The 20612-nt window shown below is 72.8% G+C and carries 19 protein-coding genes; 14 read left to right on the top strand and 5 right to left on the bottom strand.

Features of this window, described 5'->3' with window-relative positions; translation table 11 throughout:
* Genes PVE36_RS09950 through PVE36_RS09930 form a run of 5 tightly spaced genes read left to right on the top strand, consistent with a single transcriptional unit; the run spans position 1 to position 3640 of the window.
* Entirely contained in the window at positions 1–705 is a 705-nt protein-coding gene (locus PVE36_RS09950; RefSeq protein WP_277452043.1) for an ion channel, read from the top strand.
* 48 nt (positions 706–753) lie between these two features.
* Positions 754–2160 carry a 30S ribosomal protein S12 methylthiotransferase RimO gene (gene rimO, locus PVE36_RS09945; protein ID WP_277452042.1) on the top strand — a complete coding sequence of 469 codons (1407 nt, stop codon included), beginning with the start codon at positions 754–756 and terminating at the stop codon, positions 2158–2160.
* Positions 2157–2813 carry a CDP-diacylglycerol--glycerol-3-phosphate 3-phosphatidyltransferase gene (pgsA, locus tag PVE36_RS09940; RefSeq protein WP_277452040.1) on the top strand — a complete coding sequence of 219 codons (657 nt, stop codon included), beginning with the start codon at positions 2157–2159 and terminating at the stop codon, positions 2811–2813. The genes rimO and pgsA overlap by 4 nt, the downstream gene beginning before the upstream one ends.
* The gene (locus tag PVE36_RS09935; RefSeq protein ID WP_277452039.1) at positions 2803–3288 is read left to right on the top strand and encodes a CinA family protein; all 486 of its coding nucleotides are present in this window, start codon (positions 2803–2805) and stop codon (positions 3286–3288) included. The genes pgsA and PVE36_RS09935 overlap by 11 nt, the downstream gene beginning before the upstream one ends.
* Positions 3289–3340: 52 nt before the next feature.
* A complete protein-coding gene (locus PVE36_RS09930) occupies positions 3341–3640 on the top strand; it encodes a helix-turn-helix transcriptional regulator (RefSeq protein ID WP_277452038.1) in 300 nt (99 codons plus the stop codon).
* Between the two features lie 3 nt (positions 3641–3643).
* Here the strand turns inward: PVE36_RS09930 and PVE36_RS09925 are convergent, their stop codons facing one another.
* Together PVE36_RS09925 and PVE36_RS09920 are read right to left on the bottom strand one after the other, a co-directional pair.
* A complete protein-coding gene (locus PVE36_RS09925; protein WP_277452037.1) occupies positions 3644–4441 on the bottom strand; it encodes a DNA-formamidopyrimidine glycosylase family protein in 798 nt (265 codons plus the stop codon).
* Between the two features lie 2 nt (positions 4442–4443).
* The gene (locus PVE36_RS09920) at positions 4444–9087 is read right to left on the bottom strand and encodes an ATP-dependent helicase (protein WP_277452034.1); all 4644 of its coding nucleotides are present in this window, start codon (positions 9085–9087) and stop codon (positions 4444–4446) included.
* Positions 9088–9188: 101 nt separating this feature from the next.
* Here PVE36_RS09920 and PVE36_RS09915 point away from each other — a divergent pair, with 101 nt between their 5' ends.
* Entirely contained in the window at positions 9189–10889 is a 1701-nt protein-coding gene (locus tag PVE36_RS09915; RefSeq protein ID WP_277452033.1) for an alpha/beta hydrolase, read from the top strand.
* Here the strand turns inward: PVE36_RS09915 and PVE36_RS09910 are convergent.
* Together PVE36_RS09910 and PVE36_RS09905 are read right to left on the bottom strand one after the other, a co-directional pair.
* Positions 10871–11575 carry a lysoplasmalogenase family protein gene (locus PVE36_RS09910; protein WP_277452032.1) on the bottom strand — a complete coding sequence of 235 codons (705 nt, stop codon included), beginning with the start codon at positions 11573–11575 and terminating at the stop codon, positions 10871–10873. The two genes, PVE36_RS09915 and PVE36_RS09910, sit on opposite strands and share 19 nt — an antisense overlap.
* A complete protein-coding gene (locus PVE36_RS09905; protein ID WP_277452031.1) occupies positions 11572–12666 on the bottom strand; it encodes an agmatine deiminase family protein in 1095 nt (364 codons plus the stop codon). The genes PVE36_RS09910 and PVE36_RS09905 overlap by 4 nt, the downstream gene beginning before the upstream one ends.
* A gap of 32 nt (positions 12667–12698) precedes the next feature.
* Between PVE36_RS09905 and PVE36_RS09900 the strand changes: the two genes are divergently transcribed.
* The 4 genes from PVE36_RS09900 to PVE36_RS09885 are packed head-to-tail and all read left to right on the top strand — an operon-like array spanning position 12699 to position 15572.
* Complete coding sequence (locus PVE36_RS09900) at positions 12699–12953, top strand: DUF3046 domain-containing protein (RefSeq protein WP_277452030.1); 255 nt, start codon at positions 12699–12701, stop codon at positions 12951–12953.
* A gap of 59 nt (positions 12954–13012) precedes the next feature.
* On the top strand, positions 13013–13939 hold the full coding sequence (locus tag PVE36_RS09895) for an ABC transporter ATP-binding protein (RefSeq protein ID WP_277455814.1): 927 nt from the start codon (positions 13013–13015) through the stop codon (positions 13937–13939).
* Entirely contained in the window at positions 13939–14778 is an 840-nt protein-coding gene (locus tag PVE36_RS09890; protein ID WP_277452029.1) for an ABC transporter permease, read from the top strand. The genes PVE36_RS09895 and PVE36_RS09890 overlap by 1 nt, the downstream gene beginning before the upstream one ends.
* Positions 14775–15572 carry an ABC transporter permease gene (locus PVE36_RS09885; protein WP_277452028.1) on the top strand — a complete coding sequence of 266 codons (798 nt, stop codon included), beginning with the start codon at positions 14775–14777 and terminating at the stop codon, positions 15570–15572. Before PVE36_RS09890 ends, PVE36_RS09885 begins: the two co-directional genes overlap by 4 nt.
* 10 nt (positions 15573–15582) lie before the next feature.
* Here PVE36_RS09885 and PVE36_RS09880 read toward each other — a convergent pair whose 3' ends face one another.
* Entirely contained in the window at positions 15583–16812 is a 1230-nt protein-coding gene (locus tag PVE36_RS09880) for an acetyl-CoA hydrolase/transferase C-terminal domain-containing protein (RefSeq protein ID WP_277452027.1), read from the bottom strand.
* Positions 16813–16842: 30 nt separating this feature from the next.
* On the opposite strand from PVE36_RS09880, the gene thpR reads away from it, so the two are divergent.
* The 4 genes from thpR (at position 16843) to PVE36_RS09860 (ending at position 20608) form a co-directional block, all read left to right on the top strand.
* On the top strand, positions 16843–17403 hold the full coding sequence (gene thpR / locus PVE36_RS09875) for an RNA 2',3'-cyclic phosphodiesterase (protein WP_277452026.1): 561 nt from the start codon (positions 16843–16845) through the stop codon (positions 17401–17403).
* A gap of 241 nt (positions 17404–17644) precedes the next feature.
* Complete coding sequence (gene recA / locus PVE36_RS09870) at positions 17645–18718, top strand: recombinase RecA (protein WP_277452024.1); 1074 nt, start codon at positions 17645–17647, stop codon at positions 18716–18718.
* A 7-nt stretch (positions 18719–18725) separates the two neighbouring features.
* Entirely contained in the window at positions 18726–19418 is a 693-nt protein-coding gene (locus PVE36_RS09865; protein WP_277452023.1) for a regulatory protein RecX, read from the top strand.
* Positions 19418–20608 carry a winged helix DNA-binding domain-containing protein gene (locus PVE36_RS09860; RefSeq protein WP_277452021.1) on the top strand — a complete coding sequence of 397 codons (1191 nt, stop codon included), beginning with the start codon at positions 19418–19420 and terminating at the stop codon, positions 20606–20608. Before PVE36_RS09865 ends, PVE36_RS09860 begins: the two co-directional genes overlap by 1 nt.
* Positions 20609–20612: the final 4 nt, after the last annotated feature.

The following is a 20612-nucleotide window of genomic DNA, read 5'->3' as shown; positions in this document are numbered from 1 at the left end:
ATGACGAAGGCCTGGTACGAGCTCGACAGTCGTCCGACGGGGATCAACTACTGGGCGGCCGTCGTGCGGAAGCAACCGTCGGCGATCCTCGTCGCCATCCAGCTCCTCGCCATCGTCCTCCTGCCGTGGGTGGAGGCCGAGTCGTGGGGACGGGCGGCCATCGCCGGCATCTCGCTGATCGCCGTGACCTTCGGCATCTGGACGGTCCGGTCCACACCGGCCCTGACGTGGCTGGCCCTGCTCATCGGGTTCCCCGCGTTCCTGCTCGAGGTGTGGTCGGTGGTCGACGTCGACAACATCTGGGTGAACTTCGCCGCGCACCTGCTCCTGTCGGTCTTCTACTTCTACATCGCCTACGGACTCATCGCCTACGTCTTCGCCGACACCTGGGTGACCAAGGACGAGTTCTTCGCGGTCGCGGCCGCCTTCACCGTGCTCCTCTTCGCCTTCGCCTACCTCTACGTGGCGGTCCAGACGCTCTCCCCCGACTCCTTCGCCGGGGGTAGCGGCGGTGATCGGCGGTCCTTCCTGGAGCTGCTGTACTTCTCCGGGGCGAACCTCACGAGCGTCGGCCTGTCCGACGTCATCCCCGTCAAGCCCCACGCGCGTGCCGCCACGATGATCGAGCAGCTCACCGGCGTGCTCTACGTGGCCATGGTCATCTCCCGCCTGGTGGCCCTGACGGTGATGCGTTCGCGCAGCTGACGGCGGTTCAGGATCGAGCACGGGCGCGGGCGGCCTAGAGTGGGGGGCATGTCCGTGCCCCGAAGCGTTGCCCTCGTCACTCTGGGGTGCACCCGTAATGATGTCGACTCCGAGGAGCTCGCCGGCCGTCTGTCCGCCGGGGGTTGGACCCTCGTCGAGGATGCCGCTGCGGCCGACGTGGCCGTGGTCAACACCTGCGGCTTCATCGAGCAGGCCAAGAAGGACTCGATCGACGCGATCCTCGAGGCGAACGACCTGCGTGAGCACGGCCGCACCCAGAAGGTCGTGGCCGTCGGGTGCCTGGCCGAGCGCTACGGCAAGGAGCTCGCCGACGAGCTGCCGGAGGCCGACGCGGTCCTCGGCTTCGACTCCTACACCGACATGTCCACCCACCTGCGCGCGGTCCTCGACGGGCACGCGCCCGAGGCGCACACGCCCGGTGACCGCCGGACCCTGCTGCCGATCTCGCCGGTCGAGCGCGAGGCCGCTGCCCAGGACGTGGCCCTCCCGGGCCACGGCGGGAGCGACCTGCCCCGGGCACGTCTCGACGACCGGCCGTGGGCGCCGCTGAAGATCGCGTCCGGCTGCGACCGTCGCTGCTCCTTCTGCGCCATCCCGACCTTCCGCGGGGCCTTCGTCTCCCGCCGGCCGAACGACGTCGTGGCCGAGGGGCGGTGGCTGGCCTCCCAGGGGGTGCGCGAGCTCTTCCTCGTCAGTGAGAACTCCACGTCCTACGGCAAGGACCTCGGCGACCTCGACCTGCTCGAGCAGCTGCTGCCGGAGCTCGTCGCGATCGAGGGCGTCGACCGGGTCCGCGTGTCCTACCTGCAGCCCGCCGAGATCCGTCCCGGTCTGCTGCGGGCGATGGCGAGCATCCCGGGCGTCGTGCCCTGGTACGACATCTCCTTCCAGCACGCCTCGGGCCCGCTGCTGCGCCGGATGCGCCGGTTCGGGGACACCGAGTCCTTCCTCGGCCTGATCCGCTCGGTGCGCGAGCGCCAGCCGGAGGCCGGGATCCGCTCCAACGTCATCGTCGGCTTCCCGGGAGAGACCGAGGAGGACGTGGCCGAGCTCGAGCGCTTCCTCGTCGAGGCCCGCCTCGACGTCGTCGGCGTCTTCGGTTACTCCGACGAGGACGGGACCGAGGGGGCGGACCTGACCGACAAGGTCGAGCCCGACGTCATCGCCGAGCGCGTCGATCGGATCACGCGCCTCGTCGAGGAGCTGACCGCCCAGCGGGCGGAGGAGCGCATCGGGGAGACGGTGACGGTGCTCGTCGAGGAGGTCGACGCCGAGACCGGTGAGGTCTCCGGGCGCGCGGACCACCAGGGCCCCGACATCGACGGGGCGACCCTGCTCACCGGATCGCTCGAGGGACTCGCCCCGGGCACGATCGTCACGGCCACGGTCGTCGGCACCGAGGGCATCGACCTCGTGGCGGAGGTGGCCGCGTGACCGACGACCGGACGCCGTCGACCGAGGCGGGGACCACGGCCGCCGAGCCGAGCCCGTGGAACCTCCCCAACGCCCTGACGGTCCTGCGCATCCTGCTCGTGCCCGTCTTCGTCTGGCTGGTCCTGCGCCACGGCGGCGACGACACCGCCTCACGGTGGTGGGCCTGGGGAGTCTTCGCCGGCGCGATCATCACCGACCGGATCGACGGTGACCTGGCCCGCGCGAAGGGTCTCGTCACCACCTTCGGCAAGGTCGCCGACCCGATCGCCGACAAGGCGCTCACGGGCGCCGGATTCATCACCCTGTCGATGATCGACGAGATCCCCTGGTGGGTCACCGTCATCATCCTCGCCCGGGAGCTGGGGATCACCGCCCTGCGCTTCTGGGTCATCCGGCACGGGATCATGCCCGCCAGCCGCGGCGGCAAGATCAAGACCTTCCTGCAGGCCCTGGCGATCGGCCTCTTCGTCATGCCGCTGCACACCTTCCCTCTCGAGGACCTCTTCCGGCTCCTGGCCGGAGGTGTCCTCCTCGCCGCCCTCGTCGTGACGATCGCGACCGGTGTCGACTACGTCGTCAAGGCGCTGAAGCTGCGCACGACGAGTGACCGGGCACGGATGAAGCGTGACCGCAAGGCGGCCGGTGGCCACTGACCCGCCCACCGGCGCCGGCGGGCTCCTCGAGTCACTGGCTGCCCGCGGCTGGTCGCTCGGCACCGCCGAGTCGCTGACCGGGGGCCTGCTCGCGGCGACGCTGGTCGCGGTGCCCGGAGCCTCCCGGGTCTTCCACGGCTCGGTGGTCGCCTACGACCCGGGCCTGAAGATCGAGGTGCTGGGGGTCGCGGCGGACCTGGTGGACCGCGTCGGGACGGTCGACCGGGAGGTCGCCTCGCAGATGGCCCTCGGAGCGTGCCGCGTGCTCGGGGTGGACGTCGCAATCGCGACGACCGGTGTCGCGGGGCCCGGACCGAGCGAGGGGCACCCGGCGGGGACCGTCTGGCTGGCCTGCGCGACCCCGTCGGAAGTGACGGCGCGCCGGCTGGCGTTGACCGGGGACCGGTCGCAGGTGCGCAGCGGAGCCGTCGAGGCTGCGCTCGACCTCGCCCACGAGGTCACCCTGTCCGGCTGACGGGAGGCCGATGTACGGTGGAGCGTGACGAAGAACATGAGGAGGTGGACCGATGGTGCTGCTGAGGGAAGAGCTCGGTGACGTGCTCCGCAGTGCGCGGCGCGCCCGGGGGAGCACCCTGCGGGACATCTCCGCCCGGGCATCGGTCTCCCTCGGCTACCTCAGCGAGATCGAGCGCGGGGAGAAGGAAGCGAGCTCGGAGCTCGTCGCCTCCATCTGCCAGGCGCTCGACCTGCCGATGTCGGTCGTCTTCACCGAGATCGCCCACCGGGCAGACCGCGCTGAGCGCGCGAGCGCCCCCGTCGCGCTGCCCGTGGCCACCCGCGACGAGACGGTCGTCTCCGCAGCCTGACCGCTACCCGCTCTGGCACACCGGGCACGAGAAGAAGACGCGCTCGTGCGCGCCCACGCCCAGGTCACCGACCCGGATCGTCGTGCCGCACCGGCGGCACGGCTGACGAGCCCGCCCGTGGACGAAGGCCCGCCGGTCGGCGCGGCGGTGGCCGGTCGAGGACTGCATCCCGAGGGCGTGGCTGCGCACCATCAGGGTGTGCACCCGCTCCACCAGGGCGGCGAGGTCCTCCTCCCGCAGCTCGGCCACGGGACGCCACGGGTCCAGGCGCTGGAGGAAGAGGGCTTCGCTCGCCCAGAACGTCCCGACTCCCGCGAGGTTGCGCTGGTCCAGCAGTGCCGCGGCCAGGGTCGTGCCCGGCGCGCCGGACAGGCGCGCCAGCGCTGTCGCCGCGTCCCAGTCGGCCCCGAGCACGTCGGGGCCGAGATGGCCGACGAGGCGGTGCTCGTCATGCCGGCGCACGAGGTCGACCTCCCCGAGGCGCAGGCCCAGGGTCGTCCACGCCGCCGTCCCGAGGGCGACCCGCAGGTCGCGACGACGCAGGGCCCGCGCCGCCGCCGGTGAGCCACCCCCTTCGATCCGCCAGGATCCCTCCATCCGCAGGTGAGTGTGCAGGGTCCACCCGGTGTCGAAGCGGTGCAGCAGGTGCTTGCCGCGCGGGACGATCTCCTCGACGAGGGCGTCACGGATCGGATCCTCGCCCACGGTGCCCCACCGGATGTCGACGAGGGTCAGGCGCTGCCCGGTCAGGGCCTGTCCCAGACGGTCGGCCGCGCGCCGGACGGTGTCACCCTCGGGCATGCTCAGCGACTCCCGGTCGGCCGCAGGCGCAGCCCGCGGGGGGTCATGGTGAAGCCGGCGTCGGTCAGCGCGAGCGCGAGCGGGTCGGTGGAGCCGAGCACGGGAGCGCCGTCGGCCTTCTGCACGGTGAGTCGCCCGAGGGCGCCACGGCGCACGGCCTCGGCGAGCCCTCGCGCCGCCGTGCGCAGGACCTCGGCATCCTCGCCCCAGGTGAGCAGCGTGCGCCCACCGCGCTCGACGTAGAGGACGAGCTCCCCGTCGACCGCGACGACGAGGGCGCCGGCCTTGCGGCCGGGCTGGTGCCCGGACCGGTCCGCGGCGCGCTCCGGCCAGCGCAGGGCCGCCCCCCACGGGCTCGCGGGATCCGTCGCGGCGAGCACGACCGCGTCCTCACCGGCACGCGCCGAGCGGACCTCGTCCACCGCGCCCGGGAGGGCGAACTGGGAGGCGCCCAGTCCCTCGACGAAGTACCCGCGGCGCACCTGACCGGCCTCCTCCGCGACTCCGAGGACCCGGTGGATCGCCGCGAAGCCACCGGTGACCTCCTCCGCGACGACGGCTCCCCGGGTGACGACGCCGTGCCGGTCGAGCAGCCCCTCGGCGGCGGCATGGACCCGGATCGTCGGGTCCGTCTCGGCAGCCGGGAGCAGCGACCAGCGGCCCGCGACGCGCGGTGGTCCGGTGCGTTGTGGCACGGCGGCCCGACCCAGCCGGGGACGGCCCCCGTATCGGCTGCGACTCGTGGCGCGGCGGGGGGTGCGGTGCGCCGAGCGACCGCCGGCGAGCAGCCCGCGGACCGGCGCCAGGGTGTCACCGGTGACCAGGCCGCGGTGGGCGAGCGACCACAGCGCATCGGCGAGCTCGTCATCGCTCGCCGGCTCCGGTCGCTCCTCCCCGTCGTGGTCGATGCGCGCCTGCGCAACCGCATCGGCCACGTCGCGGAAGAAGTACGCGCCACCGCCTCCGAGCGCCGCGTGCACGGCCCGCTCCAGCTCGGTCAGGTCGTCGGTGGCGGGGACGGGCAGGGTGGCCTGCACGCCATCGGTCAGGTGGAGGCTGACCCAGGCGTCGTCACCGGGCAGTCGTCCGTGCCCGGCCCACAGCACCTGGCCGCTGGCCATGAGGTCGTCCAGCAGCGGCGCGACCGGCTCGTCGATGCGCGCGGGCAGCACGAGCGTCTCGAGGGCGCTGGCGGGCAGCTGGACGCCGCTCAGCTGCTCGACGGCGCGCAGCACGCCGTCGCGTCCGCGCATCCGCCGGCCCACGCCCTGCCAGGCCGGCAGGAAGCGCGCGTACTGACGGGGCTCGACCGGCTCCACCTCGTGGCGCAGCGCGGCGAGGGAGCGCCGGCGCAGGGTCCGCAGCACCTCGGCATCGCAGAACTCGCCACCACGACCTCCGCACTCCACCGGCAGCAGGTCGCCCTCGGCGAGCCGGCCCGTCTGGACGAGGCGACGCAGTGCGTCCACGGCCACGGCCCGCCCGATGCCGTAGTGCTCCGCGAGGTCGGTGGCGGCGAAGGGGACGTGCGTGCGGGCGTAGCGGGTGACGAGGTCGCCGAGCGGGTCGGTGACCGGTTCCAGGGCGGTGGCGGGCAGACCCGGGGGGAGGGAGGCGCCGAGGGCGTCGCGCAGGCGCGCGGCGTCGTCGGTGCTCGCCCACGTCTCCCGGCCGGCAACCGGGATCCGGATGACCTGCCGGGCCGTCTCGAGCCGGTCCAGCGCCGCTCGCACGCCCGCCTCGTCGAGCTCGGGGACGCTGCGCCGCACGAGGTCCGCAGTACTCAGCGGACCCAGGACGCGCACGAGGTCCGCGAGATCGTCCATGTCGCGCGCGGCACGCGTGGGCGCGAGGTGCTGCAGCTCGGCCGCGGTGCGCTCGACGGCGGCAGGGTCGAGCAGGTCGGCCAGGGAGAGCTGCTCACCCCGGCCGAGCAGGTCGGCCAGCAGTGTCGGGTCGAGCGTGAGCGCGGCCGCGCGACGCTCGGCCAGTGGTGAGTCGCCCTCGTAGAGGAACTGCGCGACGTAGCCGAACATCAGCGACGCGGCGAAGGGGGAGGGACGCGGGCTCTCGACGTCCACGAGCGTGACCCGGCGTCGCGCCACGGCCGTCATCAGCTCGGTCAGCGAGGGCACGTCGAAGACGTCCTGGACGCACTCGCGGACCGTCTCGAGCACGATCGGGAAGTCGGAGTGCCCGCTGGCGACCTGGAGCAGGGAGGCGGCCCGCTGGCGCTGCTGCCACAGCGGCTGCCGCTTGTCGGGTCGTCGGCGGGGGAGCAGGAGGGCGCGGGCGGCGCACTCACGGAAGCGTGCCGCGAAGAGGGCCGACCCGCCGACCTCATCGGTGACGAGGGAGTCGACGTCGTCCGGGTCGAGGGTGATCAGGTCGAGCAGCTCGCTGCTGCTGACGCTGACGTCGTCCCGCACGTCACCCATCTCGATGTCCGGCAACCGCAGCACGATCCCGTCGTCACCGTGCATCGCCTGGACGTCGACGCCGAAGCGCTCACGCATCCGGGCGGAGACCGCCAGCGCCCACGGCGCGTGCACCTGCGCGCCGAACGGGGAGTGGATCGCCACCCGCCAGTCACCGATCTCGTCGCGGAAGCGCTCGACGACGATCGTGCGGTCGTCGGGCAGGTGGCCGGTCGCGGTGCGCTGCTCGCCGAGGTACTGCAGGAGGTTGTCCGCGGCCCACGGGTCCAGGCCGGCGTCGGTGAGGCGGGCGGTCGCCCCCTTCGCGTCCATGCCGGAGAGCTCGCGGACGAAGGCGCCCACGGCGGTGCCCAGCTCGGCCGGACGCCCGATCTGGTCGCCGTGCCAGAACGGCAGCTTGCCCGGCTGGCCCGGGGCGGGGGTGACGAGGACCTGGTCGTGGGTGATGTCCTCGATCCGCCAGCTGCTCGTGCCGAGGGTGAAGACGTCGCCGACGCGGGACTCGTAGACCATCTCCTCGTCGAGCTCACCCACCCGGCGGCCCGGACCGCCGCCCCCGGCGAGGAAGACGCCGTAGAGGCCGCGGTCGGGGATCGTCCCGCCGCTGGTCACCGCCAGCCGCTGCGCGCCGCGCCGGCCGACGAGGGTGCCGGCGACCCGGTCCCAGGTGATCCGCGGGCGCAGCTCGGCGAAGTCCTCGGAGGGGTAGCGCCCGGCGAGCATGTCGAGGGTCGCGTGCAGCAGGGTCTGCGGCAGCGAGGCGAAGGGGGCCGCCCGCCGCACCAGCTCGCCCACCTCCTCGACCTGCCAGTCGTCGAGGGCGCACATCGCCACGACCTGCTGGGCGAGGACGTCGAGCGGGTTGGCCGGGACGTGGAGGGACTCGATGGCGCCCTCGCGCATGCGCTCGACGACGACGGCGGACTGGACGAGGTCGCCGCGGAACTTGGGCACGACGACACCGTGGCTGACGGCGCCGACCTGGTGCCCTGCGCGGCCGACGCGCTGCAGGCCGGAGGCGACCGAGGGGGGTGACTCGATCTGGATGACGAGGTCGATCGCACCCATGTCGATGCCGAGCTCGAGGCTGGACGTGGCGACGACGCAGGGCAGGCGCCCGGACTTCAGGTCCTCCTCGATGTCCGCGCGTCCCTCCTTGCTGACCGAGCCGTGGTGGGCGCGGGCGAGGATCGGGGGTGCGCCCGCATCGGACCCGGCCTGGGCCATCACCTCTGCCGGCGTGCGGTCGGGGCCGGGGGCCTCCTCGGCCGGAGCCGTGCGCTCGTGCCAGATCTCGTTCAGCCGCCCGGTGAGGCGCTCGGCGATACGACGCGAGTTGACGAAGACGAGCGTCGTGCGGTGCGCGCTGACCAGGTCGACGACCCGCTCCTCGACGTGCGGCCAGATCGAGGCGCGCTGCGGCTCGCCAGCGGCGGCGCCGCTGAGGTCCCCGGTGGGCTCGCCGAGCTCGGTGAGGTCGGCGACGGGGACGACGACGTCGAGCTGCCACTGCTTGTGCGAGGTCGGCTGGACGATCTCGACGGGGCGCCCACCGGTGAGGAAGCGACCGACCTCGTCGACCGGTCGGACCGTCGCCGACAGCCCGATGCGTTGGGCGGGGCGGGCCAGCCGGGCGTCGAGACGCTCCAGGGAGAGGGCCAGGTGCGCGCCGCGCTTGGTGCCGGCCAGGGCGTGGATCTCGTCGACGATGACGGTCTCGACGCCGCGCAGGGCGTCGCGCACCCCGGAGGTGAGCATGAGGAAGAGGGACTCGGGGGTCGTGATCAGGACGTCGCTGGGCGTCCTGGCGAAGGCGCGGCGCTCGTTGGCCGGGGTGTCACCCGAGCGCACCGAGACACTGACCTCGGGCGCCTCCAGCCCGAGCTGGTCGGCGGCGTGCCCGATCCCGACGAGGGGTGAGCGCAGGTTGCGCTCGACGTCGACGGCGAGGGCCTTGAGCGGGGAAATGTAGAGCACGCGACACCGCTCCTGCGGCTCCTGCGGGCGCGGCCGGGAGGCGAGGCGGTCCAGCGCCCAGAGGAAGGCCGAGAGGGTCTTGCCCGAGCCGGTCGGGGCGACGACGAGGGCGTGGGCGCCGGCACTGACCGCCCGCCAGGCGCCCTCCTGTGCCGCGGTGGGCGCGTCGAAGTTGCTCCGGAACCACGCGGCCGTGGCGGGGGAGAAGCGGTCGAGGACGTCATCGGTCATGTCGGGACCCAGCCTGCCACCTGCCACCGTCAGCGCCGCCGTGGGCGCTTCCCGTCACCTCGAGGGATACCCCGATGGGTGTCGGGGGATACCCTCGACCTGTGGACGAGACGGCGGGCCGCGGCCCGTGGTGGGGCGGCCTGGTGGCGTGGTCGCGCGCGCGGGGGTACTCGCTGCCCGGCAGCTGGACGGCGCTGGTGCTGGCGGCCCTCTCCTTCACGCCGTCGTTGATCCCCCGCCCCGCGATCTTCCAGGCGATCCTTGCGCCCATCAGCGCCGCGATCGGGTACGGGCTCGGCGTCCTCGGTGCCCGCGTCTGGCGTGAGTTCGCGGACCGCCCCCCGCGCAGGCCGCGGCCCGGAGCATGGCGCGCCTTCGGCGTCGTGGCCGTGGCGGGACTGCTCGGGAGCATCCTGCTCGGCCTCTGGTGGCAGCGCCAGGTGGCCGCGCTGGTCGGGCTCGATCCGCAGTCGATCTTCGCCGCGCTGCTCATCCCGCCGGTCGCCGCCGTGGTCTACGTCCTGCTCGTCGGCGCCGGTCGGCTCCTCGCGTCGGGCACCCGACGGCTCTCCCGCCGCCTTGCCGCCCACATGGGGGCCCGCGCGGCCCGGGCGACGGGCGTCGTGCTCGTGGTGGCGATGGTGCTGCTCACGGTCAACGGCGTGGTCAGCCGGGTGGTCATCGGCGCGGCCGACTCCGCCTTCTCCGTACGGGACACCACGACCGCTGCCGGGGTGACCAGACCGACCAGCACCGATCGTTCCGGGGGGCCGGGGTCGGTGGTCGAGTGGGAGGAGCTCGGACTCGAGGGGCGCACCTTCGTCGCGCGTGGCCCGAACGCCGCAGGCATCGCAGCCGTCAACGGCGAGTCGGCGGTGAACCCGATCCGCGCCTACAGCGGGCTCGCCGGCGCCGAGGACGAGATGACCCGCGCGGCGCTGGCCGTGCGTGACCTCGAGCGGGCCGGCGGCTTCGAGCGGGCCAACCTCCTCGTCGCCACCACGACGGGCACCGGCTGGGTCGAGCCCAGTGCGGCGAGCTCGTTCGAGTACCTCAGCGACGGGGACTCGGCCATCGTGTCCATGCAGTACTCCTACCTGCCCTCGCCCGTCTCCTTCCTGGTCGACCAGGAGCGGGCGCGCGACGCAGGGCGCGCCCTGTTCGATGCGGTCTACGAGAAGTGGTCGGCGCTCCCCGCGGACGAGCGTCCGCGTCTCTTCGTCTTCGGTGAGAGCCTCGGGTCGTTCGGTGGGGAGACCGCGTTCAGTGGGGAGTACGACCTGGCCAACCGCACCAGCGGAGCGCTCTTCGTGGGGCCGCCGAACTTCAACCCGCTCTACCGCCGCTTCGTCGACCGGCGCGACGCCCGCTCCCCGGAAGTGGAGCCCGTGTACGGCCGGGGGAGCATCGTGCGCTTCACCACCTCACCCGCGGATGCGGTCCGGCCGGTCGAGAGCCCATGGGGCCGATCCCGGGTGCTGTACCTCCAGCACGCCTCGGACCCGATCACGTGGTGGAGTCCAGACCTGATCCTCCAGCGCCCCGACTGGCTCGAGGAGCCGCGCGGTCGGGACGTCCTCGGGGCGACCCGGTGGATCCCCTTCGTCACGTTCTGGCAGCTCACCGCCGACATGGCCCTGAGCATGGAGCCCGGGCCCGGGCACGGGCACAACTTCTCGGGGGAGCACGTGGACGCGTGGGCGGTCCTCATGCGGCCGGCGGACTGGAGCCCCGCCAGGGCCGAGCGCCTGAAGAGGGTCGTGCGGGAGGGCCTGCGAGAGCCCTATGTCGCGACGCCCTGACGGGGGTCGTCGCGCAGGCCGTGCACGAGCAGGGCGAGTGCCGTGGTGTAGGTCGAGAGGACGACGCCGTCGGCGACGGCCCGCCGCACGGGTGTGGTCGCGTACTGCTGGCCGACGATGATCGCCGCGTCGGAGAGCAGGAAGAGGGCACCCCCGAGGGCGACCCCGCGACGGGCCCGGGGGGACCCCCCTTCGCCCATGGCCAGCGCCGACATCGAGCCCAGGAGCACGCCGTAGCCTCCCAGGACAGGGTCGGGCAGGCCGCCGTCGGAGTCGAGCGTCGCGAGGACCGCCATGACGCCGGCCGAGCCTGCGGTGGGGACCGGCCGCGGGCGGGCGCCGTCACGCAGCAGCGCGCGGATCAGGCCGAGCTGCTGCACGGCGAAGGCGCTCGCGCCCAGCCGCATGTGCTGCCGGGACGCCGCCCCCTCGGTCCGGCCGGAGCGGTACATGAACCAGTCGCCGACGAGCGACCCGGTGAGTGCGACGAGCAGGGTGGTCGTGCGTCCCCGGGTCCGTGCCGATCGGGTCGCGGCGACACCGGCCGCGAGCGTCGGGGCGAGGGCCAGCTTGCTCACCAGGTGGGTGCGGTCGCGTCCGGCCACCGCCGCCGCGGTCGTCGTCACAGCGACCGGCACATAGGCGAGGAGGTCGGCGCGGGTGCGCAGGAGCGACGGTCGGCTCACGCGGACAGCGGTTCCTGCTGGGTGATGCAGTGGATGCCACCACCGCGGTCGAAGAGGGGACGGGCGTCGACACCCACGACCTCGCGACCGGGGTAGACCTCGCGCAGCACCCGCAGCGCGCGCTCGTCGTTGGGGTCGTCGAAGACGCACGCCACGACGCCGCCGTTGCACACGAGGTGGTTCACGTAGGACCAGTCGACGGGGCCCTCGTCGTCGGTCAGCGTCCGGGGCGCGGGGATGCGGGTGACCTCGAGCGAACGACCGGCCGAGTCGGTCGCGGCGAGCAGCACCTGCTCGATCTCGCGGCAGACCGTGTGGTCGGGGTGCGACTCGTCCTCCTGCCAGTGCAGCAGGACGTGCCCCGGCGCGGTGAAGGTCGCGACGATGTCGACGTGCCCGCGGGTGCCGAACTCGTCGTAGTCGCGCGTCAGCCCACGGGGGAGCCAGATGAAGGTGTCGACCCCCAGGAGGGGGCCGACCTCCGCCTCGATGTCCGCCCGCGTCGCACCGGGGTTGCGGCCGGGGTCGAGCTGGACGGTCTCGGTGAGCAGGACCGTCCCCTCGCCGTCGACGTGCAGCCCGCCGCCCTCGTTGACGATGGACGACGGGAGGTGGTGGGCCCCGGCGGCGTCGGCCACGTGCCCGGCGATCCGGGCGTCGTGCCCCCAGCTGGCCCAGGACTGCGCGCCCCACCCGTTGAAGATCCAGTCGACGCCACCGAGCCCGCCCTCGGGGTCGAGGACGAAGGTCGGACCGATGTCGCGCATCCACGCGTCGTCGAGGTCGGCGAGGACGATGTCGATCGGGTGGGCGGTGTCGTTGCGGAGGTACTCGCGGCACAGGTGGATGTCCCGCGGCTGGACGACGAGCGTCACCGGCTCGAAGGCGGCGATCGCGCGGGCGACGGCCGCCCAGGTGCGTCGTGCCACCTCCGCGTCCTCCTCGGTGTCCCCGAGGGTGTAGCCGTGGCTCGGCCAGGCCATCCACGTCTGCTCGTGCGTGTACCACTCGGCGGGCATGTGCCACCGGGTCGTCGGGCGCCCCATCCGGCGTCCTCCTTCGTCGTCGTGGGTGCAGTATGCCGCCTGCATCCGACACCGTCACAAGCAACTAGCCTGTGCGGGTGCGTTTGAGTCGCTTCTGGACCCTCATGACGGACGAGTTCGGTCAGGCCTATGCCGACACGCTCGCCCGGGGCCACGTCGTGCAGGCGCTCGGGGACCGCACCGCGGTCGCCGCGCTCGATGCGGGGGTCCCGCCGCGCACGGTCTGGGAACACCTGTGCGAGGACCTCGGGATCCCCGAGGACCGGCGCCTGGGCGTCGACCGGGAGCCGGTGCCGGTCCCGCCCGAGATCGCCTTCGAGCGGCCCGAGTGAGTGGGTCCCGGGCTCCTGCGTCGCACCCCGACCCGCGGGAGGACGCCCGTCGGGCGGAGGTGCTCCTGCATGCCCGGGGCCTGACCAAGACCTTCGGCGACTTCACCGCCGTCGACGGCATCGACGTCGAGGTGGTCAAGGGGGAGTCCTTCGGCTTCCTCGGGCCCAACGGCGCCGGCAAGTCCTCGACGATGAAGATGGTCGCCGCGACCTCGCCGCCGAGCAGTGGTGACCTGCGGATCTTCGGCCTCGACCCGCTCGTCGACGGACCGGCCATCCGGGCCCGCCTGGGCAACTGCCCCCAGCAGGACAACCTCGACGAGGAGATCACCGTCGAGGAGAACCTCCACGTCTACGGGCGCTACTTCGGCCTGTCCCGCAAGGTCATCCGCGAGCGCACCGACGAGCTGCTCGACTTCGCCCAGCTGACCGAGCGTCGCAGGGACACCGTCGAGCCGCTCTCGGGCGGCATGAAGCGCCGCCTGACCATCGCGCGCAGCCTGGTCAACAACCCCGAGATCCTCCTGCTGGACGAGCCCACGACCGGTCTCGACCCGCAGGCCCGGCACGTGCTCTGGGACCGCCTCTTCCGCCTCAAGCGCCGGGGCGTGACGCTGATCATCACCACGCACTACATGGACGAGGCCGAGCAGCTGTGCGACCGGCTCGTCGTCATGGACCACGGTCGGATCGTCGCGGAGGGGTCGCCCCGCTCGCTCATCCGGGCCCACGCCACCCGTGAGGTCCTCGAGCTGCGCCTGCCGCTGGCCGAGCCGGCGGACCACACCGACGCGGCGCACCTCGTCGAGGGGATCGGCGACCGGGTCGAGGCGCTGCCCGACCGCCTCCTGCTCTACACCGACCACGGCGACGGCGCGCTGGAGGCGGTCCACGCCCGGGGCATCGACCCGATCAGCTCCATCGTGCGCCGCTCGACCCTCGAGGACGTCTTCCTCCACCTGACCGGACGCACGCTGGTCGACTGATGGCCCTCCCTTCGCCCCCGGCACCACCGACCGGCGCCCGGCACCTGCACGGGGTGCGCAGCCCCCTTCGCCCGACCGAGCGGATCGGGGCCGTCGCGGCCTACTTCCTCGTGGTCTACCGGCGCACCTGGCGGGGCTCGTTGTTCAGCCGCTTCGTCTCACCGCTGCTCTTCCTGCTCGCGATGGGGCTCGGCCTGGGCTCCCTCGTCGACGCGTCCTCCGGCGGGGTCGACGGCGTGCCGTACCTGGCCTTCGTCGCCCCGGGCATGGTCGCCGTGCAGGCGATGATGACCGCCGTCAGCGAGTCCACCTACCCGGTGTACGGGCTCTTCACGTGGAACCGGATGTACCACTCGATGCTCGCCACGCCCCTGCGCGTCAGCGACCTGCTGCTCGGCCACCTCACGGTCGTCGCCACCCAGGGGACCGTCGCCGCGGCGGCCTTCGTGCTCGTGGCCGCACTCTTCGGCAGCTTCTCCTCGGCCTGGGTGGTGCTCGCCGTCCCGATCGGGCTGCTGGTGACGCTCGCCTTCGCCGTCCCCCTCTTCGGGTTCACCGCACGGGCGAAGGGGGACTCCTCCTTCAACGTCGTCTACCGGTTGGTCATCACCCCGCTGATGCTCTTCTCCGGGGTCTTCTTCCCCGTGGACCGGTTGCCGCTCGTCCTCGAGGTCCTCGCGTGGCTCACGCCGCTGTGGCACGGCGTGGAGCTGACGCGGGGCGCCGCCACGGGCGACTTCGCCGTCGTCGACCTCGTGCACCTGGCGGTGCTGCTGCTCTTCATCGGCGTCGGCTGGGTGTACGCCCGCGCGGGCATGACGCGGAGGTTGGTGTCGTGACCTCCCTGGCTCCCGGGGTGCTGACCCCCGGCCTGGCGATGTGGCGCTCGGTCGTCGAGCGCAACGTCGTCAGCTTCCGTCGGCAGTGGGCGGCCTTCGTCACCGGCTTCGCCGAGCCGGTCTTCTACCTCTTCTCCCTCGGGATCGGGGTCGGCTCCCTCGTGCCCTTCGTCATCACCGACGGCGGGTCGAGGGTCACCTACGCCGCCTTCGTCGCACCGGCCATGCTCGCGGCATCCGCGATGAACGGCGCGGTCATGGACTCCACGTTCAACGTCTTCTTCAAGCTGAAGTACGCCAAGATCTACGACGCGATGCTGGCGACGCCACTGGGTCCCCGCGACATCGCCGTCGGCGAGGTGGCCTGGTCGCTCATCCGCGGCGGGGTCTACGCGCTCGTCTTCTACCTCGTGGCCCTGGCCGTCGGGGTGGTCGACTCGTGGTGGTCGGTGCTCGCGGTCCCGGCGGCGGTCTTCATCGGGCTGGCCTTCTCCGCCGTCGGCATGTTCGCGACCACCTTCATGCGCTCGTGGGTGGACTTCGACTGGGTCATGCTGGTCATCCAGCCGCTCTTCCTGCTCTCGGCGACCTTCTTCCCGCTGGGCACCTACCCGGGCTGGGCGCAGCCGCTCGTCATGGCCACGCCGCTCTACCACGGGGTGGCGCTCGAGCGCGGGCTCATGCTCGGCGAGGTCGGCTGGGGGCTGCTGTGGCACCTCGCCTACCTGCTCGGCCTCGGTCTCGTGGGGATCTGGGCGACCTCCCGACGGATCGAGACCCTGCTGCGGGCCTGAGCGAAGGGGGTCAGGCCAGCCCGAGGGCCACGGCCTCCTCCCACAGCTCGTCCCGGACGCGGGGATGGGCCGCCTCCTCGATGAGCGCGCGCGCCTGCTCCCGCTCGGTCGACCCGAAGAGCGGGGCGGTGCCCTGCTCGGTGACGATGGCACTGGCCTGGAACGAGGTCACCGGCTCGTCGACGAGCGGCACGATCGTGGAGAGGTCGGCGCGGGGGTGCCAGGAGCGCAGGGCCAGGAGCGCCTGGCCCCCGGGGGAGTGCAGGGCGCCGACGATGAAGTCCGTCTGGCCACCGAAGCCGCTGTGGATGCGGGTGCCGATGCGCGAGGCGTTGGCCTGCCCGAAGAGGTCGACCTCCAGCGCCGTGTTGATCGAGGTCATCAGGCGCTGCTCGGCGATGAGCCCCGGGTCGTTCGTGCGCTCGGTCCGGGCCATCCTCACTCGAGGGTTGTCGTCGACCCAGGCGTAGAGCTCCGGCGACCCGAAGAGGAAGGACGTGGTCAGGGGATGCTCGGGGTCCAGGGCGCCGGCCGCGTCGAGGGCGAGTACCCCGTCGGAGAACATCTCGGTCCACAGGCGCAGCCCGCGGTGCTCCGTCAGGGCGGCCAGGGCGGCGTCCGGGACGGCCCCGATCCCCATCTGCAGGGTGGCGCCGTCGGGGACCCTCGCGGCGACGCTGCGCCCGATGGTCTGCGCGTCCTCGCCGAGGGTCGGCGGGGCGCCCGGGGAGGGGAGCGGCTCGTCGCACTCGACGGCCAGGTCGACGTCCTCGAGGGGCACCAGGGCGTCCCCGTGCGTGTACGGCATGCGGTTGTTGACAACGGCCACGACGAGACCACCACGGGCGCGGCAGGCCTCGAGCGCCGCGGGCAGGATGTTGACCTCCAGGCCGAGGGAGAGGTGCCCATCGCGCGGCGGTGCACAGTGCAGCACGACCGCGTCGACCGGCAGGCGTTCGCGGAAGAGGACCGGGACCAGGGACAGGCGGCTGGGCACGTAGCTCAGGCCCGGCCGTCGACGCTGGCCGGGCCCGACGAAGCTCGTCTCGAGGGTGACTCCCTCGCGGTCGGGCAGGCCGGGGGGCCCGTTGAGGACGTTGAGGACGTAGGAGTGCACGTGCTCGTCGAGCACGCGCACGGCCTCCCAGGGCACGCTGTGGTTGCCGGAGACGACGACTCGGGGCGTCGCGGGAAGGGCGCGGAAGGCGGTGGCGAGGGCGGCGGTGTCGACGGTCTGCACGGACACATCCTCGCGTGGGACGGTGGGAGCGTGCCACAGCGGATGTTCGTCGCGGTCGTGCCGCCGCAGGAGGTGCTCGAGGAGCTGGCCGACTTCCTGGCGCCCCGGGAGGGGATGCCGTGGATCGACCCCGGGCAGTGGCACCTGACGCTGGCCTTCATGCCCTCGGTGCCCCAGGCCCGGGAGGACGAGCTCGTCGAGCACCTCGACTCGGCGGCAGCACGGGTCGCCCCCTTCGACGTGCAGCTCGGGGGAGCCGGGTGCTTCCCCGACCCCACCCGGGCGAAGGTGCTGTGGCTCGGGGTCGACGCCGCGGCGGGGGAGTCGCTCACGAGACTGGCGACCGGGGCTCGGGCCGCCGCGAACGTCTCCGGGGCGACGCCGGACGGCAGGGCCTTCGTGCCGCACCTGTCCCTGGCCCGCCTGAAGAGGCCGATCGAGGCGACGAGGTGGTTGCGCGTGCTGGAGACCTTCCGCTCCTCGCCGTGGCGGGTGCGCGAGATCGAGCTCGTCGCCTCCCACCTGGGGGAGGGCCCGAGGCGTCGCCCCCGGTACGAGACGGTGGCCCGGGCCGCCCTGTCGGGGGAGTGAGCGGACACTCGTGCGGTCCCGTGCGGCGTGTCGGCGCGTCGGATACTGACCTCGAACACGTGTTCGGGTAGCGTCGTGCACAGGTGCCCATCCGACAGCATCGGTGTCCACAGCCCCACGGCAGCTGCGGACCGTTGTCGGTGGTGGCTCCTAGCGTCTGACCAGACAAGCACGAGACGTCCGACAGTGCGGATCCGGTCGCCGGTGGGCGCGCCCGACACGATGACAAGGAAGGTGTGGCATGGCTGAGGTCACGACCATCGACAGCAAGCTCCACGAGCAGAAGCTCAAGTCCCTCGACAGCGTCATGGGGCAGATCGAGAAGGCACACGGCAAGGGCGCGGTCATGCGCCTCGGCGATGACGTGCGCCCTCCGATCGCCACCATCCCGACGGGGTCGATCTCCCTCGACGTCGCCCTCGGCATCGGCGGCCTGCCCCGCGGTCGTGTCGTCGAGATCTACGGTCCCGAGTCCTCCGGCAAGACGACCGTGGCCCTGCACGCCGTGGCCAACGCGCAGAAGGCCGGCGGCATCGCGGCCTTCATCGACGCCGAGCACGCGCTCGACCCCGAGTACGCGAAGAAGCTCGGTGTCGACACCGACGCCCTCCTGGTCAGCCAGCCGGACACCGGTGAGCAGGCCCTGGAGATCGCCGACATGCTGATCCGCTCCGGTGCGCTCGACATCATCGTCGTCGACTCCGTCGCCGCGCTCGTGCCCCGTGCCGAGATCGAGGGCGAGATGGGTGACAGCCACGTCGGTCTGCAGGCTCGCCTGATGAGCCAGGCGCTGCGCAAGATCACCGGTGCGCTCAGCACGTCCGGGACGACGGCCATCTTCATCAACCAGCTCCGCGAGAAGATCGGCGTGATGTTCGGCTCACCCGAGACGACCACGGGTGGCAAGGCGCTGAAGTTCTACGCGTCGGTGCGCCTGGACGTCCGGCGCATCGAGACCCTCAAGGACGGGACCGACCCGGTCGGCAACCGCACCCGGTGCAAGGTCGTGAAGAACAAGGTCTCGCCGCCGTTCAAGCAGGCCGAGTTCGACATCCTCTACGGCCAGGGCATCTCCCGTGAGGGCGGCCTGATCGACATGGGCGTCGAGCACGGCTTCGTCCGCAAGGCCGGCGCCTGGTACACCTACGATGGCGACCAGCTGGGGCAGGGCAAGGAGAATGCGCGCAAGTTCCTCAAGGACAACCCGCAGCTCTCCGACGAGATCGAGCTGAAGATCAAGAACAAGCTCGGCATCGGTGTCGCCCCCGTCGAGGACGAGGCCAAGGAGTCGGCCGAGGTCCCCGTCGACTTCTGAGCCGGTCATGAGCGATCACGACACCACGGAGACCGCCCCGCGCACGCTCGAGCAGCTGCGCGCGGCGGTCTCCGCCATCGAGGACGGATCCGCTGAGGCACCCGGCGGGCCCACGCCGGCTGAGGTGCGCAGGCCGCCCGCGGCCGGGGCCTCGAAGCCCCCCGCAGGCGAGTCGCCGAGGATCCCCCCACCCGACCCGAAGGCCACGGACGAGGACGCGGACCCGTACGCGGTCGCTCGCGCCGTCGTGCTGCGGCTGCTCACCGGGGCGCCGAAGTCGCGCTCCGAGCTGGAGAAGGCGCTGCGCCGCAAGGGCTGCCCCGACGACGTCGCGGCCGAGGTGCTCGACCGCTACGAGGAGGTCGGCCTCGTCGACGACGAGGCCTACGCCCAGACGTTCGTGCGGTCCAAGCAGGCCGGTCGCGGGTTGGCCCGACGGGCCCTCTCGCACGAGCTGCGGAAGAAGGGCGTCGACGAGGAGCTCGCCCGATCGGTCCTCGACGAGATCGATCCCGAGGACGAGCGTGCCCGCGCCCACGAGCTGGTGGAGAAGAAGCTGCGCTCGATGCACGGCCTCGACCGGGCCGTCCAGACCCGGCGCCTGGCCGGCATGCTCGCCCGCAAGGGGTACGGCCCGGAGGTGGCCCGGCTCGTCATCAACGAGGCGCTCGACGCCCGGCCCGAACACCAGCGGGACTGATGAGCGAGCGGGTGCCCGTGGAGGACGTCCTCGCACGTCGGATGCGGGCGCACGGGCTCACGGAGCGAGTGCCGGTGGATCGGCTCGCCGAGGTCGTCGGGGCCTGCGGCGTGCAGGACAGCCCGCCCGGGGCGGCGCTGCTCGCGATCCACGCCCGGGTGGAGGGACTCACGTCCGAACACCTCGACCGGGCGATCACCGAGGACAAGGTCGTGGTGCGGACCTGGGCCATGCGCGGGGCGCCCTTCCTCGTGCCGACCGTCGATGCGGCCGTCTTCACGACCGGGGTGCTCCCACCCACCGAGTCGGCCAGGGAGCAGCTGATCCTCGGGGTGCGTGAGGCATTGCGTTCCCTGGGGATGGGACTGGACGAGGCCGTGACGGCGACACGCGCCGAGACCGTTGCGGTGCTGTCCGGGCGGCGCCTGCCCATCGGGGAGCTCGGGGCCGAGATCTCGGCGCGGATCGCGCCGACCCTCGCGCCACGACGGCGCGAGCGGTGGCGCGCAGAGGGGCCGTACGCGCAGGGTCAACCGCTGGGGGAGGCCGTCGTCCACTTCTGCCTGCGCATCCTCACCCTGGAGCAGGTGGTCTGCTTCGCGCCGCGGGAGGGAGCCTCGTACCCCTTCGTCCTCGTCGACGAATGGCTCGGTCGGGCCGTCCCGCATGCGCCACCGGATCAGGCGCGAACGGAGCTCGTCCGCCGGTACCTGCGGTGCCACGGCCCGTCCACGCGTGCAGAGCTCGCCGCGTGGCTGGGGGTGCGTGCCGGTGACGCCACGGACTGGTGGGACCTCGTCCGGGACGAGCTGACCGAGGTCGACACCGGCCGTCGGTCGTGGCTGCTCACCGAGGACGCCGAGGAGCTCGGGTCCGCTCCCCGGCCGCAGGGGGTGCGGCTGCTGCCGCCCCGGGACCCGTACACCCAGTCGCGTGACCGCACCACGATCCTGGCTGCGGAACACCACCGGAGCGTGTGGAAGAACGTCGGTGAGCCGGGCTCCGTGCTCGTCGACGGCAGGATCGTCGGCACCTGGCGGTCCCGGGCAGCGAGCCACAGGCTGACCGTCACGGTCACCCCCTTCGTCCCGCTGACCCAGCGGCATGCGGACGGGGTGCGGACCGAGGCCGAGTCGCTGGGCCGCCTGCGCGGGGCCACCTCCGTGGAGGTCGTCACCGCGCCGACCTGAGGGT

It is taken from the genome of Janibacter sp. DB-40, from assembly GCF_029510815.1.
Lineage (GTDB): Bacteria > Actinomycetota > Actinomycetes > Actinomycetales > Dermatophilaceae > Janibacter.
The sequence above is the reverse complement of the archived record's forward strand: the minus strand, read 5'-3'. Positions and strand labels throughout refer to the sequence as shown.

What these genes read in the sequence shown, in the direction of transcription:
- PVE36_RS09950 (WP_277452043.1), top strand. Translation starts at nt 1, where the DNA reads ATGACGAAGGCCTGGTACGAGCTCGACAGTCGTCCGACGGGGATCAAC.
- rimO (WP_277452042.1), top strand. Translation starts at nt 754, where the DNA reads ATGTCCGTGCCCCGAAGCGTTGCCCTCGTCACTCTGGGGTGCACCCGT.
- PVE36_RS09930 (WP_277452038.1), top strand. Translation starts at nt 3,341, where the DNA reads ATGGTGCTGCTGAGGGAAGAGCTCGGTGACGTGCTCCGCAGTGCGCGG.
- PVE36_RS09925 (WP_277452037.1), bottom strand. Translation starts at nt 4,441, where the DNA reads ATGCCCGAGGGTGACACCGTCCGGCGCGCGGCCGACCGTCTGGGACAG.
- PVE36_RS09920 (WP_277452034.1), bottom strand. Translation starts at nt 9,087, where the DNA reads ATGACCGATGACGTCCTCGACCGCTTCTCCCCCGCCACGGCCGCGTGG.
- PVE36_RS09905 (WP_277452031.1), bottom strand. Translation starts at nt 12,666, where the DNA reads ATGCAGGCGGCATACTGCACCCACGACGACGAAGGAGGACGCCGGATG.
- PVE36_RS09890 (WP_277452029.1), top strand. Translation starts at nt 13,939, where the DNA reads ATGGCCCTCCCTTCGCCCCCGGCACCACCGACCGGCGCCCGGCACCTG.
- recA (WP_277452024.1), top strand. Translation starts at nt 17,645, where the DNA reads ATGGCTGAGGTCACGACCATCGACAGCAAGCTCCACGAGCAGAAGCTC.
- PVE36_RS09865 (WP_277452023.1), top strand. Translation starts at nt 18,726, where the DNA reads ATGAGCGATCACGACACCACGGAGACCGCCCCGCGCACGCTCGAGCAG.
- PVE36_RS09860 (WP_277452021.1), top strand. Translation starts at nt 19,418, where the DNA reads ATGAGCGAGCGGGTGCCCGTGGAGGACGTCCTCGCACGTCGGATGCGG.